Below are 15,562 nucleotides of genomic sequence, written 5' to 3'. Positions count from 1 at the left end.
TTCATGGGACGCGGTCGAACCAGCGATCGGCGCGAACGACCAGGCCGGTGCCGCTGCGGTGTACCGTCGACGTCGCCGCGAGGCCTCAGGTCGTGCCGGGTCGAGGCAACGTGACGGGCGACGATCACCAGCATCGCCATGGCCGTCATCTGCCAGAAGTAGCAGCGGTCGGTGACGAAGGCTTCCATCGCCTGCGGCAGGAAAGCGCCAGCAGCACCAGCGTGGTGTTGAAGGCGGCCTGCTCGGGCTGCCAGCGTGCGAATCGGGCGCGATGAGGCCCGTCAGCCCGGCGGCGAGCAGGTTCGAGACGATCCGGCCCTGGGGCGATCGAGCCAATGCCGAGCGCACCGAGCAGCGTCGCCCACGCGTTGAAGATCGGCGGATGCGTATCGCGCAGCCAGCCGTCGCGCATCAGGGCGGGCAGGCCGTTGCTGTTGTCCGAGAAATGCAAGGTCCAGAGTTCGTCGAGCCAGGACCCGCGCAGCGCCGCATTGACGACGAGAATTGCCGGGATCGCGACGACCGAAGCGGCCGTATGCCGAGGGCTGAGATCTCCAGCCGAAGAGGACCGGAAAGCACCCTTGTCGGCGCTCGTGCATCGACCTGATCGGTGCTCAGCGGGCTCGCGGCTCCGCCGGCTCAACCGGTACGGCCCAACAGCGGAGCGCCGGGCCCGAAGTTGCGATAGCCCTTGCGCTCGGTCCGCAACCGAGCGCGGGCGACGATCAGGTCCCCCTGCTTGGGTCGACTTGGCCCCTAACCTGCCGGCGGGTGCGGTGGGCCGAGATACGGGAACACGGCGAGGACGTCGTCGTGCGGCTTGAGCCCGTCGGGCGGGATGTCTCCCTTGGACAGGAAGGACAGGCGATGGTTGATGACGTCGTCCGTGAAGACACGGCCGTTGGGGTATTGCGCGGGCCGGGACGGGTCGAAGCTCAGCATGTCGGGCAAGAGGGCGTGCGCGTCGATTGCCGCGATCGCCTCCTCGCGCGTGTAGTTGCCGGTATGCCCCATCAGGTGGATGAACATCTCGAGCCAGCGTGTGCGGTCGTTGACCGGCTCGCTGGCATTGTATTCCTCCTTGGTGTCGTCCGTGTTGAAGAAGCTGCTGACCGACGGATGGCCGGCACGGTCGACATGGACGAGCTTGCCGTCGCGGCGCACGCTGCAGCGCCCCCAGATGCGGATCGCAGGCTTGCCACCGAGAGCGGCGGTCGGCATCTCGATGGCCGTCGACAGCACATTGGCCTCGGTGTTCGAATCCTTGCCGGTCCACGGCGACTTGCCGCCGAGGTGCGGCGCCGTGAAATTCCGGCCGCCCCTGGTGTCGAACAGGTTCTTGATTCCATCGTAGTCGAAGAAGAAGGCATCGCTGCGGCTGCCGGCGAAGAAGGTGTAGATGCCGGATTTGACGATGTTCGGCGTCGCGCCGAGCGAGACCTCGGCATCGGCGATGATCTTCGTGCCGACAGCCTCGACGGAACGGGATTCCTGGCCCTTGGCCAGGAAGACGCTTGCCGTCTGCCGGCCGTTCCTCTTCGGGGAGAACACGTAGGTGAAGGCCATGTCGGTCAGGCAATCGCCGTCGTTGTCGATGTTGAGGCGATAGAGGGCGTCGGGATGGAATTCGTCGGCCGACGGGTTGGCGTTGAGGATGATCACCGTTCTCGTCGGGTCCGCCGGCGATTGGAAGGCGTAGAGATCGCAGAGGTCGAGCCTCTGATCGCCGAGCGGCGGGCCGAGGCTCAAGCCGGTGAAGTGGTTCGACATTCCCATTCTCCCTTCGAGAGGACGCATCACCCAGCGCGCAGGCTAGGCGGCCCCCGCATCGCGTTCAAGGCTGCCGAAGCAGGCAGCGAGATGTGCTCAATTGGGAGTTGCGCGCGGCTCATCGCATTCCTGATAAGAAACTGGACCACCAGTTTCACGAAACGGCGGGTCGGCCCTCGGGCCGGTGGGGAACTCCCGTGAAAATAGGGGCGGGTTACCGCCTCTATTTTCTCACTATCGTGGTGCGCGCCGGGCGTGCTGGGTGCCTCCCCCGCAATCGACCCGTAATCGGGGGAGGTGCCCCGCCCTACGGGCCTTCGCCGCGCCGAAGCGGCTTCGGCCGCGCAGGCGGGTCGGAGGGGGAAATCCACACCCGAGGTGTCTCTGATCCCGACGTCGGCAAGTCATGGAACTCGACTGCGGCTTCCCCCCCGCCCCCTTTCGGGGGCACCTCCCCCGTAAGACGTGGGAGGGTTGGAGATGTGCCGCATGAAGCGGCGACTTCACGCCCTGAGAGCTGCCGTGCGTGCCGCGTCGATGCCGCGGCCGTCGGCCGTGATCGCCACGCCGTAGTCGCGCTCGGCCGCAGCCGCGCTCACCACGCCGTCGCGGACGTCGCGCAGCACGCGTGCGGGATCGCGCGTGCGCGGATCACCGTAGCCGCCGCCGCCCGGCGAGAGGGCGTGGTAGATGCCGGGGCCGTGGCGCTGCACGCCGTATTTCGGCGCCTGGATCTCGCTGCCGTCAGCCAGGGTGAGGGTCACCGCGCCACCGACGCCGGCGCGGCCGCCGGCGGCGCCGTAGCTCGAGGGCGCGCCGACGCCTTCGCCGCGGAAGGCGTAGTCGGCAGCGGTGAACATCTCGACCTCGTAGTCGCAGCCGGCGCCGCCGCGGAAGCGGCCGGGGCCGGCGCTGTCGCAGCGCAGCTCCTGGCGCCGGAAGCGCACCGGGTAGAGCTGCTCGTAGGTTTCAAGGTTGGGCAGGGTGAGGCCGCCCAGGGTGATCAGGTGCCCGATCAGGTGGAAGCCGTCGCGGCCCTCGACGCCGCCGCCGGCCGGCGCGCCCGCCCACTGGTACATCACGTAGCGGCTGCCGTCGTCCTTCAGGCCGGCGGTGACGGAGTGCACCGCCTTCGACCAGCCGGCCGAGGCCCGCTCGGGCAGCGCCTGGCCCAGCGCCTTCCACATCACGTGAACGATCTCGTGCGCCACGAATACCGTGTTCATGGTCATCGGCGCGGGCGGCCGCGCGTTGACCAGCGTGCCCTCGGGCAGGCGGATCTCGACGCTGCGGAAGGCGCCCTCGTTGCGTGGCAGGTCGGGCTCGAAGAACGACGACAGCGCCATGAACACCGCCGAGGTCGAGTTGGCGATGGAGCTGTTCTTGAAGCCTTTCACCTGCGGTGAGGTGCCGGCGAAATCGACGACGAGACGCGAATTCCTGACCGTCAGCGCAACCACGATGCGGCCGTCGATCGGCTCGAAGCAGTCGTTGTCGACGCTCTCCTCGGCGCGCCACACGCCCTCGGCCAGGCGGTCGATGCAGCTCCTGAAGCGGCGGTCGGCATGGGCCAGCACGCCCTCGAAGAAATCGCCGGCGCGGTCGGTGCCGAGCTCCTCGACCAGCGCGGCGAGCCGGTCGGCGCCGATGCGGGTCGAGCCGATCATGGCACGCAGGTCGCCGTCGAGCGCCTCGGGCAGGCGGGTGTTGAGCATCAGCAGGCGCCACAGGTCGTCGCGCGTGCGGCCGCGCTCGATCAGCTTCAGCACCGGCAGCCGGATGCCTTCGTGGAAGATCTCGGTCGCCGCCGAGTTGTAGGTGCCGGCGGCACCGCCGCCGATGTCGGCCTGGTGGGCTCGATTGCAGGCGAAGGCGACCAGGGCACCGGTGACGAACACCGGTCGCGCGATCACCCAGTCGGGCAGGTGGTTGCCGCCGGCCGTGTAGGGATCGTTGAGCAGGAACACGTCCTCCGGCTCGATCGCGCCGCCGAAGTCGCGCAGGATGGCGCGCACCGCGAAGCCGCCGCCGCCGGTGTGGATGGGAATGCCGTCGGCCTGGCTGATCAGGGTGCCGCGCGAATCGGCGATGAAGCAGGAGAAATCGTGGCTCTGGCTGAAGATCGGCGAACGAGCGGTGCGCGTCATTACCCAGCCCATCTGGTGCGAAATGTGGTCGAGCCGGTTCTGCACCAGGGCGAGCGTCACGGGATCCAGGGGCGGGCTCGTGGTTGCCGTCATGGGAGACCTCCAGCGCGCGGGCGCGCGGCACAGCACTGCGAAAATGATGATGGTGAGTCGAAGCGGCTCATCGCGGGGACGTGCCACTCATAGGCGCCAACTTTTCGGTTCTCCTCCCCAGCTTTGCCGGGGAGGCGTCCGAGTCATCGCGGACGGAGGGGTCATGAGCCGCGAGTCTCGAGCCCATGACCCCTCCGTCGCCGTAAGACGGCGACCTCCCCAGCGAAGCTGGGGAGGAGAACGGAAACGTCAGCGCCTATCGGGGTGTCACTCCAGTGGCGCATCTTCATTGGCGGGACGCTCCGACATGGACCAGGAAATCGTCGCGCGCGTCGACCTCGAGCGCGTCGCCCGGTCCGATGAAGGCGGTGGTGGTGCGTTCCTCGACCAGCAGTGGACCGTCGAGCCGGCAGCCGGGCGCCAGATCGGCGCCGTCGTAGACCGGCACGTCGCGCCAGCCGCTCGCCGGGTCTATCCACACCTTGCGTATCTCGCGTGGCTTGGGCGATGCGGCCTGCGGGGCGCGCGCGGCGGGCGGCGTCCAGTCGAGCAGGCCGCGGCCGACGACGCGCAGCGCCGTGATGTCGATGCGGCCGGGCTGGATGTGGCCGAACAGGCGCTGATGCTCGGCCTCGAAGGCCTTTCGTGCGAGGACGGGGTCGAAGCCCTGCGCGCCGATCGCGACCCGCACCGGCCATTGCTGGCCGTCGTAGCGCAGATCCATCTCCCGTTCGAGCACGGCGCTCTTGCCGCTGAAGCCTTCGCGGGCCAACGCGTCGCCGGCGCGTGCCTCGAGCTGCGCGAAGGCGGCATCGAAACCGGCGCGATCGACCTTGTCGAGATCGGCGAGATAGACCTGCAGATAATCCTGCCGTACGTCCGACTGCAGCATGCCCATGGCGCAGAAGGCGCCGGCGGCACGCGGCAGCAGCGCCCGCGTGGCGCCCAGCGCGCGGGCGACGTTGGCGCCGTGCATCGGCCCGGCGCCGCCGGCGGCGACCAGGGTGAAGGTCGCAGGATTGTGGCCGCGCTCGATGCTGAGCCGCTCGACGGCGTGCAGCAGGTTCTGCTCGAGCAGGCGGATCACGCCGGCGGCGGCGGCTTCGATCGAGAGGCCGAGCGGCAGGGCGAGCTTCGTCTCGATGGCGTGGCGCGCCAGCGCGCCATCCAGGGTCACCGCACCGCCGGCCAGCGGGCCGGGATGCAGGCGGCCAAGCACCAGCTGGGCGTCGGTCACGGTCGGCTCCTCACCGCCCAGCCCATAGGCGGCAGGTCCCGGCCGCGCGCCGGCGCCGCGTGGCCCGACATGCAGCAGGCCGGCATCATCGACCCAGGCGATGGCGCCGCCGCCGGCGCCGACCGTATGGATCTCGACCGACGGCGTGGTCAGGTGGTAGCCGTCGATGGTGAGCGCGTCGGCGACCGACACCTCGCCCCTGGCCATCACCATGACGTCGCAGCTCGTGCCGCCGATCTCCATCGAGATCAGGTTCGCCGCTTCGCGCGGGCCGGCGCACCCCTTCAGCGCGCCGACACCGGCAGCCGGGCCGGACAGCACCAGCATTACCGGCCGGTCGGCGACCTGGCCGACCGACACCGCGCCGCCGTTGCTCTGCAGGAGCAGCAGCGAGCGCGGCAGGCCGAGCTGGCGCAGCTGCTCGTCGAGTGCGCGCAGGTAGCTCGTCACCTTGGGGGCGATGTAGGCGTTGACCACGGCGGTCGAGCCGCGCTCGTACTCGCCCATGGTGGGCATGACCTCGCTCGACAGCGACACCCACTGGCCGGCCCAGCTTTGCGCCAGGCGCTTGCCGCTCGCGCGCTCGTGGCCGCCGTCGAGAAAGCTGTTGAACAGGCAGACGGCGACCGATTCGACGCCCTCCTCGGTGAAGAGACGACCCGCTGCGTCGACATCCTCGATGGAGAGCGGGATGAGCTCGCTGGCGTCGGCGGCGATGCGCCCGCGTACCGGCCGGCGCAGGAAGCGCGGCGCCAGCACCTCGGGAAAGGGCGCGCGATGGTCCCACTGGTTTTCGCGAATGCCCCGGCGGATCTCCAGCGAATCGCGAAACCCCGCGGTCGTCAGCATGCCGACCCTGGCGCCCTTCTTCTCGAGGATGGTGTTGGTCGCCACGGTCGATCCGTGTACGAACAACGCGCAGTCGCGCAGGAGCGCGGTGAGCGGCAGGTCGAGCTGGCGCGCCGCCAGCCTGAGTACGCCCAGCACGCCCTCGCTGGGATCGGCCGGCACGGACGGTGACTTGAAGATGCGTACGGTACCCGCGCCGTCGCGCAACACCATGTCGGTAAAGGTGCCCCCGACATCGACGCCGATGCGCCAGGGAGCGACAAGAGAAGCGGAAGTCATTACCGGCCAACCTTAGTACGCGGCCTGTCCGGGTTCCAAGAGCGCATGATTTCTTCATGCGGACCGTGGGCGCTTGCCCGCTCAGCCCTCCTCCCCAGCTTCGCCGGGGAGGTGTCCGCGTCATCGCGGACCTGCCTTCGCCGAAGCGAAGCCGCTTCGGCTTCGCGCAGGCAGGCGGAGGGGTCATGGTCTTCTGGGCCGCGGGCGTCTCGCCCGCCCATGAGAAGAGCGGGCGAGACGCCCGCGGTCCGCATGACTCATGACTCCTTGTTTCGCTGTAAGCCGGCGACTCCTCCCCAGCGGAGCTGACTGCGGAGCTGGGGAGGAGATGATCATCGCGCGTCTAGCCGGCGATCGCCCGCAGCACGCGTTCGGGTGTCGCCGGCATATCGAGATCCTTGACCCCGAGCGGTGCCAGGGCGTCCAGCACCGCGTTCATGATCGCCGGCGGCGCGCCGATCGTGCCGGCCTCGCCGCAGCCCTTGGCGCCCAGTGGATTGTGCGCACACAAGGTCGTGTTGGTCTCGAGGGTGAACGGGACGAAGTTGTCGGCGCGCGGCATGCAGTAGTCCATGAACGAGCCGGTTTGCAGCTGGCCGCTCGCGGGGTCGTAGACGGTGTTCTCGTAGAGCGCCTGGCCGATGCCCTGGACCAGCGCGCCGTGCACCTGGCCCTCGACGATCATCGGGTTGACGATGCGCCCGAAATCGTCGGCGCCGGTGAACCGGACGAGCGCCACGGCGCCGGTCTCGCGGTCGACCTCGACCTCGGCGACATAGGCGCCGGCGGGATAGGTGAAATTCGTCGGATCGTAGAAGGCAGTCTCCTCGAGGCCGGGCTCCAGGGTCTCGATCGGGAAGTTATGCGGCACGTAGGCCGAGAAGGCGACCTGCGCGAAGGTCGCCGCGCGGTCGGTTCCGGCCACCGTGAACTTGCCGTCGGTGAACTCGATGTCCGCCTCGGCGGCCTCGAGGAGGTGGGCGGCGATCTTCTTGCCCTTGTTGACGATCTTGTCCATCGCCTTGACCAGCGCGGTGCCGCCGACGGCCAGCGAGCGCGAGGCGTAGGTCCCCATGCCGAACGGGATCCTGCTGGTGTCGCCGTGCACGATGTCGACCTGGTCGAAGGCGAGGCCGAGGCGGTCGGCCACGAGCTGGGCGAAGGTCGTCTCGTGGCCCTGGCCGTGGCTGTGTGCGCCGGTGAACACGGTTATGCCGCCGGTCGGGTGCACGCGCACCTGCGCGCTCTCGTAGAAGCCGGCGCGCGCGCCGAGCTGGCCGGCCAGCACCGAGGGCGCCATGGCGCAGGCCTCGATGTAGGTGGCGATGCCGATGCCGCGCAGCTTGCCGTGCGCCGCCGACTCCTGGCGGCGCCGCTCGAAGCCGGCGTAGTCCGCCGCCTTCACCGCCATGTCGAGTGTCTTGAAGTAGTCGCCGCTGTCGTAGGTGAGCGCCACTGGCGTGGTGTAGGGAAAGGCGTCGTTGGCGATGAAGTTGCGCCGCCGCAGCTCGGCCGGGTCGATCTTCATCTCGCGCGCCGCCCGATCGACCAGGCGCTCGACGACGTAGCAGGCCTCCGGGCGTCCGGCGCCGCGATAGGCGTCGACCGGCGCGGTGTTGGTGAAGATGCCCTTGACCTCGACATGGATCGCCGGCGTCGCGTAGTTGCCGGCGAGCAGGGTGCCGTAGCACCAGGTCGGGATGGCCGGCGCAAAGCTGCCGAGATATGCCCCGAGATTGGCGAGCGTCGCCACGCGCATGGCGAGGAACCTGCCGTCCCTGTCGAGCGCGAGCTCGGCCTTCGTGAGATGGTCGCGCGCCTGGTTGTCGGTGAGGAAGATCTCGCCGCGGCTGGCTGTCCACTTGACCGGTCGGCCGAGCCTGGCGGCAAGCCACAGGACCAGCGCCTGCTCGTTGTAGAGCGAGCCCTTGGTGCCGAAGCCGCCGCCGACATCGGGCGCCACGACGCGCAGCTTGTGCTCGGGCAGCTGCAGCACGAAGGCGGCGATCAGCAGCCGGTGCACGTGCGGCGCCTGGCTGGTCGTGTAGAGCGTGTAGTCGCCGGTGGCGCGGTCATGCTCGCCGATGGCGGCGCGCGGCTCCATCGGGTTGGAGACCAGCCGGTTGTTCACGAGCTCGAGGCGGGTCACGTGGTGGGCCCGCGCGAAGGCGGCATCGACCGCCGCCTTGTCGCCGAGATGCCAGTCGAAGCAGAGATTGCCGGGTGCGGCCTCGAACAGCTGCGGCTTGCCGGGCTCGAGCGCTTCGTCGGCGCCGACCACCGCCGGCAGTTCCCGGTAGCTGATCTCGATCAGCTCGGCCGCGGCTTCCGCTTCTGCGTGCGTCTCGGCGACGACCACTGCCACGGGGTCGCCGACATGGCGCACCTTGCCCTGGGCGAGCAGCGGGCGCATCGGCTCGACCATCGGCGAGCCGTCATTCGAGGTGACCAGCCAGCCGCAGGGCAGGCCGCCCACGGGCACCTGCAGAGCGGGCGCCTGCAGATCGGCGCCGGTGAAGACCGCCGCGACGCCCGGCGCTGCCTCGGCCCGGGAGGTGTCGATGCCGGCGATCTCGGCATGGGCGTGCGGGCTGCGCAGCACGTACGCCTGGAGCTGACCGGGGCGGTTGATGTCGTCGGTGTAGGTGCCCTTGCCCGTGAGGAAGCGCAGGTCTTCCTTGCGCCGGACTGCTGACCCAATGCCAAAGCTGCCCATGGCCGATCCCTCCGGTGTGAGGCCACCTCGGCCGGGAGCTCATGTCTCCGGATATCGAGGCGGCACGGGAATAGTCCTGGTTCGTCTCGAAGTTCGTTGCGATTGGCGTGCCAAGTCTAGAGCACAACCCGTTCGGCCGGAACAGCCGAACGGAATGTGCCTGCCGCAACAGGTGATCTGGGTCTGGAAGGTCGTGATGGTGAGTTCGCGCTGCTCATGATGTGCCTCCGTGTGGCGTGCCGCGCCTCAGTCGCGCTTGACCTTAGTGCGGTCGAGCGCCTGGCGGATGCTGCGCGCCAGCGTGGCGGCATCGGCATTGGCCCAGAAATGCATGAAGAAGAGGCGCGGCTCTTCCTTGATCATGTGGCTGTGCAGCGCCGTGATCTCGATCCCTTTGCTCACCAGATCGCGCTGGACCAGATTCACCTCGTCTGCCAGCAGGACGAAGTCGCCGGTGACGGCGGCCCTACCGTCGCCGGTCGGCTGGAAATTGACGACGTGGGCCGAGCCGAGGGCCGGCGGCACGACCATGCCGGCGTCCTTCAGTGGCTCGGCACGCGCAAGGGCGTACTGGTAGACGCCGTCATTGGCGGTTCCCTTGGCGCCGATGATCGCATCGAGGGCCTCGGTGTCGAGCGCGATCCTCTCGGCGGCCGGCGGGCCGGCCGGTGGCAATCGGCTGAGCTTCAGGGCGTCGTGAAGCGTCGAGGCGAGGCGCTGCGGATTGCCGAACGCGCTGACATGCATGTAGATCGGCGCCGGCTCGGCGCGCAGCAGATGATTGTGGATTGCGCTGATCGCCACGCCGCCGTCGAGCAATCGCTTCATGACTGGGCCGATTTCGTCCTGGGCGAGCACGAGATCGCCCATCATCATGGTGCCGCCGCTCATCGGCATGAAGGCGAGCCAGCCGCCCAGCGCCAGGGCCGGCTTGATCGCGACGCCGTCGACGACGACCTCGAGATCGGGGCGCGGCAGGCTGAAGCGATAGATCCCGTCGGGCGATGGTGCAGGGAGCGGCCGGCCCAGTGTGCTCGCGACCTGCGGCCAGTCGGTATCGGCAGCCGAGGCGGGCGAGGCTGCGAGGGCGCCGACAGCGAGCAGGATGGTGATGCGGTGAGCCGGGCGAGTCATGGTGCCTCCTTGATGGCCGGTTGGCGGTCAACTCCCCACTTCAGTACGCATCGAGTCGAAGATTCTCCCTTACAGCTCCAGGCGCGTGCCAACGCCGGCGGCAACGGCGCGACGATAGACCGCGGCCGCGGCGGCGATGTCCTGCAGGCCCATGCCGGTGCTGTCGAACAGCGTGATCTCCCGGTCGCCGCGGCGGCCCGGCTTGCGGCCGGCGACGAGCTCGCCCAGCCTGGCGTGCACGCGATCGAGCGTGAGGGCACCCACCGCGAGGGCATGATGCAGGTCGCCGATCTCGGCTGCCTGCTCGAGCGAATCGACGACCGCGCAACTCGCCGCGTACAGCGCAGGATCGATCTCCTGCTTGTCCGAATTGTCAGCACCGACCGCGGCGATGAACGTGCCGGGCGCGACCAGGTCCCTGGTGAGATAGGCTTCGCGCGCCGACGTGCAGGTCACGACGACGTCGCTGTCGCGGGCCGTCTCAAGGGTTGCAGTTGCGGTGACATCGAGGCCGAGTTCGGCGCCGAGCGAACGCGCGAGCCGCGCTGCCACCTCGGGCCGGCAGTCCCAGACATGGATGTGTTGCAGAGGCAGCGCAGCAGCGATGGCGTGCGCCTGGATGCGGCCCTGCACGCCGGCGCCGCAGATCGTGGCGACACGCGAGTCTGGTCGGGCAAGATGGCGTGCTGCCAAGGTCGTCGCCGCTCCGGTTCGATTGATCGTGATCTCGATCGAGTCCATCAACGCAAGCGGACGCCCGTTGGCTGCATCGGCGAGGTAGATGACGCCTTGCACGGTTGGCAGGCCACAACGCGCGGGATTCTCCGGGAAGTTGCCGTTGAGCTTGATGGCGACCACGGCCGGGTCTCCCAGCAGGGCTGCCCCCTTGGCATGAAAGGATCCGTCCGGCACGTGCAGTGCCGACGCAGGCGGCGCGACGGCGCAGCCGTCGGCGGCAAGGCGGAAGGCCGCTTCGACCGCGTCGACATAGTCGGCGTAGCCCATCAATCCGGCGATGTCGGCGCGCGACAGGACGAGCAGGCGGCCGGCCTGCCCTGAGTGAACCCGAAGGGTCATGAGACTTCACCCCACCGTTGACGACCGGCTGCGCGTGTCGCCGGCCAGGCTGCGGCACCAGGCGTAGAGCGCGTCGTACATCACTATGCCGTGGCGCAGCATCTCGTGGTCGTCGGCAAAAAGGTGGCCGAGGCCCTGCGAGATGGCGAGCAGGCCTGGCGATTGCGGCGTCAGGTCGAGCCGCGATGTGTCGGCGCCGCGCACGATGTCGGCGAGCCGATCGAGCCCGGGCGCATCGAGCCTGTACTCGGCGATGAAGGCGTCGAAGCTGCACTTCTCGCCGACGTGGCCGAACTTCGCGCCCGGGATGTCGTAGGGAGTGGCTCCGGTCTTCTCCGCCGTCGCCATCACCTGGTCGGCCGGCACGTAGAGGAATTCCGGCTCCTTCTCGATGAAGCGCTGGATCAGCCACGGGCAGGCGATGCGGTCGATCTTGGGACGCTCTCTCGTTACCCACTTCATGTCGGTTCTCCTTCGTTGATCTGTTCGGTGGGAAGGCCGTCGGCGCGCCACGCGCCGATGCCGCCGGCGAGCGCCACGGCATCGATGCCGTGCTCGCGCAGCCTTGCAGCGCACTCGCCGCCGATCTCGAAGCCCCAGGCGCAGTAAACCAGCACCTTGCTGCCCTTCGGCAACGTGGCCGCGACGGCCTCGACCCGGTCGGGCGGCGCGCGGCGCGCGCTCCGCAGGCGGACCGGGACGGCGGCGGCATCGTCGGCCAGGCGCGCGTCGATGACGACGAGGCCCGGCTCGTCCTGGAGCAGGCGGCGCGCCGTCTCGTTGTCGACCATGTTCGGCCGTGGCGCGACGGGCACGCCGGCGAAGCGGGCGGCGACGTGACTCCAGGCGATGTTGCTCATGAAGGCGTCGACATAGCCGCCGGCGTTGGCGCCGAAGTCGAGATGATAGGAATGCTCGTACATGTCGAGCGCCAGCACCGGCGTGCCGCCGGCCAGGGCGTGGGTGTGGTCGGCCGCCCAGACATTGGCCAGCGAACCGTCGGGGGCCGAGCGGGTGAGCAGTACCCAGCCCGAGCCGCCGCCCAGCGCCTTGCCCATGGCGACGAACTCGCTGCGCCATCGGGCGAGCGATCCGAAGTCGCGGGTGATCGCTTCGGCCAGAGGGCCTTCGGGATCCCCGCCGCCGGCCTCGCCCAGCGAGTCGAAATAGGCCTCGTGCAGCAGCATCGAGTTGGTGGCGATCAGCTCCTCGCGCTTCAGGCCGTTCAGCCGGAAGCCGGGCACGGCCGCCGGATCGAGCTGGGCGAGCTCGCCGCGGATCGCATTCAGGCGACGGACGGCGCCGCCGTAGTTGTTCTCGTAGTGGCTGGCGATCAGCCGGGCACTCAGCCCTTTGAGGCGCGGCGGCTTGAAGGCGATGGGCCGGGCTTGAAAGGCCATCTGGACATTCTCCGTGATACGACTGTTTCCAAAGATATAAATGTATCTCGACATGCACAAGTCAAAAGATACAGATGTTGCAAAGTCGGAAGTTGTATGGTACAGGTGAAGCATGAACGATGGTGGAACCCCGACCCGCGCGCCCTGGCTGCTGTTGATCCATCAGCTTCCGGCCAAGCCTGCCTATGCGCGGGTCAAGGTGTGGCGGCGCCTGCAGGCGCTGGGCGCAGTAACGGTGAAGAACGCCGTCTATGCCCTGCCGAGCAACGAGGAGATGCAGGAAGACTTTGCCTGGCTCGCCCGCGAGATCGTCGAGCTGGGTGGCGAGGCGCTGGTCTGCGAATCGCATCTCGTCGAGGGGCTGGCCGACGAGGAGCTGCGCGAGATGTTCCGTGCCCAGCGCAACGAGGACTACGCGAAGCTCGTCGGTGAAGCGCGTGCGCTCGAAGCGCGGCTCGACGGCGAGGCCTCGGACGGGACGGCGCCTGCCGGGCTGCTGGCCGAGATCACGGGCGCCGCGGGCCGGCTGCGCAAGCAGCTCGGCGAGGCGGCTTCCATCGATTTCTTCGGCGCGTCCGAGCGTGCGACGGCGGAACGGCTGATCGCAAATCTCGAACGCCGACTGCAGGAAGGGAGTGACAGCATGAGCACGCCACAGAGCCCGCCGACGGCGTCGGCGCTCGGCGGCAAGGTCTGGGTGACGCGCGAGCATGTGCAGGTCGATCGCATTGCTTCGGCCTGGCTGATCCGCCGCTTCATCGACGGCGGTGCACGCTTCAAGTTCGTGCCCGGACGCAGCTACGCACCGCGCGCCGGCGAGGTGCGCTTCGACATGTTCGACGGCGAGTACACCCATGAGGGCGACCGCTGCACCTTCGAGGTGCTGCTGAAGCACGCCGGCCTCGACGATCCCGCGCTCGCCGCCATCGCCGAGATCATCCACGACATCGATCTCAAGGACGGCAAGTTCGGCCGCGAGGAGACCGCCGGCATCCGCACCCTGATGGCAGGCATCGCCGCCGGGCAGCGTGACGACGAGCAGCGCCTGGCGCGCGGCGGCGCCGTGCTCGACGACCTCTACGACTATTTCAGCGCGCCGGGAGCGGGAGTATGAGCAACACACATCTCCCATCCTCCCCCGTCATTGGGCAGGCCATTCGCAGATGGCAGGAAACACCGTCATCCCGACCGAAGCCGAGCGAAGCGAGGCGGAGTGGAGGGGCGTTTCTTGTTTCAGCACCGACAAGAAATGTCCCTCGACTGCGCCGCCCTTCGGGCGGCTCCGCTCGGGATGACGGATTTTGTTGCCATGACGCCGGCGGGCGGAGGGGTCATGGCTGGGAGCTCGCCACTCCGATGGCGCTCATGGGATGTGTGATCGACAAGAAGGGCGCCATCGGAGTGGCGCGCTCCCAGCAATGAGTCATGACCTCTCCGTCCGCGCAGACGCGGACTCCCCCCCAGCTTCGCTGGGGAGGAGTACAGCCCACGGCGAGCCGTTCGGCGAGGCGATGAAGGTGTGGACGCGCGTCGCCGCGCTGTCGTTCGGCGGACCGGCCGGCCAGATCGCCGTCATGCACCGCATCATCGTCGAGGAGAAGAAGTGGATCGGCGAGAACCGATTCCTGCAGGCGCTCAACTACTGCACCTTGCTGCCCGGTCCCGAGGCCCAGCAGCTTGCGACCTACATCGGCTGGTTGATGCATCGCACCAGGGGCGGCCTGTTCGCCGGCACGCTATTCGTGTTGCCCGGGCTGCTCTCGATCATGGCGCTGTCCTGGATCTACGTGCTGCTGGGCAAGCTCACCATCGTCGAGGGCCTGTTCTTCGGGCTCAAGGCCGCCGTGCTGGTGATCGTGATCGAGGCGGTGCTGCGCGTCGGCAAGCGGGCGCTCCGGAACAACGTGTTGGTGGCCCTGGCGGCGCTGTCGTTCATCGCCATCTTCTTCTACGACGTGCCGTTCCCGATCATCGTGCTCGGCGCCGGGTTGATCGGCTACGCTGGCGGCGTTGCCGGCTACAGGCCGCTGCTGGCGGGCGGCGGCCATGGCAAGGTCGGCGCCCGGCAGGTTGTCGACCGCGACTCGCTGCTGGGCGAGGAAACGCCGGAGCATGCACGGCCCAATCTCCGCTGGTCCCTGTCGATCGCCGCGGTGTTCCTCGCCTTGTGGCTGGTGCCGGTCGCGCTGCTCTACGTCGGGCTGGGCGGCGGCAACGTGTTCTCCCAGATCGCGGTGTTCTTCAGCAAGATGGCGATCGTCACTTTCGGCGGCGCCTATGCCGTGCTGGCCTACGTCGCCCAGCAGGCGGTCGAGCACTATCACTGGGTCACTCCGAGTGAGATGCTGGACGGGCTCGGCCTGGCCGAGACGACGCCCGGCCCCCTGATCATGGTGACGCAATTCGTGGGTTTCCTCGCCGCCTGGCGCGAGCCCGGCAGTCTGCCGCCGCTGCTGGCGGCGACCCTGGGCGGGCTGCTCACGACCTGGGTGACTTTCGTGCCGTGCTTCCTCTGGATCTTCTTCGGCGCGCCGTTCGTCGAGGCGCTGCGCGCCAACAGGGCGCTTGGCGCGGCGCTGGGCGCGATCACTGCCGCCGTCGTCGGCGTGATCCTGAACCTCGCCGTGTGGTTCGCGCTCCACGTCCTGTTTGCCAAGCTGGTGCCCACGCCGTTCCTCGGCGCCAGCGTGCTGGTGCCCTTCCTGGCGTCGGTCGATTGGCCGTCGCTGATCCTCGCCGCCGCCGCCGCGGTCGCCATCTTCCGCTTCAGGCTGGGCATGATCCCGGTGCTTCTGGCCAGCGCGCTGGCCGGCATGGCCTACCATCTCGCCATCGGTCTCGTGTGATGTCCGGCCGGCGC

General features: G+C 68.8%; 11 protein-coding genes. 2 read left to right on the top strand and 9 right to left on the bottom strand.

The features are described 5' to 3' along the window. Window positions 1-145: 145 nt before the first annotated feature. From AB7O82_RS04585 to AB7O82_RS04545, 9 genes are all read right to left on the bottom strand, one after another. On the bottom strand, window positions 146-643 hold the full coding sequence (locus tag AB7O82_RS04585) for a hypothetical protein (RefSeq protein ID WP_428544128.1): 498 nt from the start codon (window positions 641-643) through the stop codon (window positions 146-148). Between the two features lie 113 nt (window positions 644-756). After that, window positions 757-1,770 (bottom strand): DUF4331 family protein, encoded by a 1,014-nt coding sequence (locus AB7O82_RS04580; RefSeq protein WP_428544130.1) that lies wholly within the window; start codon window positions 1,768-1,770, stop codon window positions 757-759. A gap of 503 nt (window positions 1,771-2,273) precedes the next feature. After that, entirely contained in the window at window positions 2,274-4,010 is a 1,737-nt protein-coding gene (locus AB7O82_RS04575; protein ID WP_428544132.1) for a hydantoinase B/oxoprolinase family protein, read from the bottom strand. Window positions 4,011-4,296: 286 nt separating this feature from the next. Further along, window positions 4,297-6,375 (bottom strand): hydantoinase/oxoprolinase family protein, encoded by a 2,079-nt coding sequence (locus AB7O82_RS04570; RefSeq protein WP_428544134.1) that lies wholly within the window; start codon window positions 6,373-6,375, stop codon window positions 4,297-4,299. A 343-nt stretch (window positions 6,376-6,718) separates the two neighbouring features. Beyond that, window positions 6,719-9,091: a xanthine dehydrogenase family protein molybdopterin-binding subunit gene (locus AB7O82_RS04565; protein ID WP_428544136.1), complete on the bottom strand. Its 2,373-nt coding sequence runs from the start codon at window positions 9,089-9,091 to the stop codon at window positions 6,719-6,721. 246 nt (window positions 9,092-9,337) lie between these two features. Beyond that, window positions 9,338-10,225: a DUF1259 domain-containing protein gene (locus AB7O82_RS04560; protein WP_428544138.1), complete on the bottom strand. Its 888-nt coding sequence runs from the start codon at window positions 10,223-10,225 to the stop codon at window positions 9,338-9,340. 69 nt (window positions 10,226-10,294) lie between these two features. Continuing rightward, complete coding sequence (locus tag AB7O82_RS04555) at window positions 10,295-11,302, bottom strand: ornithine cyclodeaminase family protein (RefSeq protein ID WP_428544141.1); 1,008 nt, start codon at window positions 11,300-11,302, stop codon at window positions 10,295-10,297. Window positions 11,303-11,308: 6 nt separating this feature from the next. Then, window positions 11,309-11,764, bottom strand: a complete 456-nt coding sequence (locus AB7O82_RS04550; RefSeq protein WP_428544144.1) for a chromate resistance protein ChrB domain-containing protein — start codon at window positions 11,762-11,764, stop codon at window positions 11,309-11,311. After that, entirely contained in the window at window positions 11,761-12,702 is a 942-nt protein-coding gene (locus AB7O82_RS04545) for a Fe-Mn family superoxide dismutase (RefSeq protein WP_428544147.1), read from the bottom strand. The genes AB7O82_RS04550 and AB7O82_RS04545 overlap by 4 nt, the downstream gene beginning before the upstream one ends. A 112-nt stretch (window positions 12,703-12,814) precedes the next feature. Between AB7O82_RS04545 and AB7O82_RS04540 the strand changes: the two genes are divergently transcribed. Continuing rightward, window positions 12,815-13,816: a chromate resistance protein ChrB domain-containing protein gene (locus AB7O82_RS04540; RefSeq protein WP_428544150.1), complete on the top strand. Its 1,002-nt coding sequence runs from the start codon at window positions 12,815-12,817 to the stop codon at window positions 13,814-13,816. Between the two features lie 304 nt (window positions 13,817-14,120). Further along, window positions 14,121-15,548, top strand: a complete 1,428-nt coding sequence (gene chrA / locus AB7O82_RS04535) for a chromate efflux transporter (protein ID WP_428618726.1) — start codon at window positions 14,121-14,123, stop codon at window positions 15,546-15,548. The last annotated feature ends 14 nt before the right edge of the window (window positions 15,549-15,562 follow it).

Source organism: Reyranella sp., from assembly GCF_050185545.1.
Taxonomy (GTDB): domain Bacteria; phylum Pseudomonadota; class Alphaproteobacteria; order Reyranellales; family Reyranellaceae; genus Reyranella.
This window is presented reverse-complemented; position numbering and strand designations above follow the sequence as displayed.

Coding starts and splice junctions, on each gene's coding strand:
- AB7O82_RS04580 (WP_428544130.1), bottom strand. CDS start 1,770: ATGTCGAACCACTTCACCGGCTTGAGCCTCGGCCCGCCGCTCGGCGAT.
- AB7O82_RS04575 (WP_428544132.1), bottom strand. CDS start 4,010: ATGACGGCAACCACGAGCCCGCCCCTGGATCCCGTGACGCTCGCCCTG.
- AB7O82_RS04570 (WP_428544134.1), bottom strand. CDS start 6,375: ATGACTTCCGCTTCTCTTGTCGCTCCCTGGCGCATCGGCGTCGATGTC.
- AB7O82_RS04565 (WP_428544136.1), bottom strand. CDS start 9,091: ATGGGCAGCTTTGGCATTGGGTCAGCAGTCCGGCGCAAGGAAGACCTG.
- AB7O82_RS04560 (WP_428544138.1), bottom strand. CDS start 10,225: ATGACTCGCCCGGCTCACCGCATCACCATCCTGCTCGCTGTCGGCGCC.
- AB7O82_RS04555 (WP_428544141.1), bottom strand. CDS start 11,302: ATGACCCTTCGGGTTCACTCAGGGCAGGCCGGCCGCCTGCTCGTCCTG.
- AB7O82_RS04550 (WP_428544144.1), bottom strand. CDS start 11,764: ATGAAGTGGGTAACGAGAGAGCGTCCCAAGATCGACCGCATCGCCTGC.
- AB7O82_RS04545 (WP_428544147.1), bottom strand. CDS start 12,702: ATGGCCTTTCAAGCCCGGCCCATCGCCTTCAAGCCGCCGCGCCTCAAA.
- AB7O82_RS04540 (WP_428544150.1), top strand. CDS start 12,815: ATGAACGATGGTGGAACCCCGACCCGCGCGCCCTGGCTGCTGTTGATC.
- chrA (WP_428618726.1), top strand. CDS start 14,121: ATGAGTCATGACCTCTCCGTCCGCGCAGACGCGGACTCCCCCCCAGCT.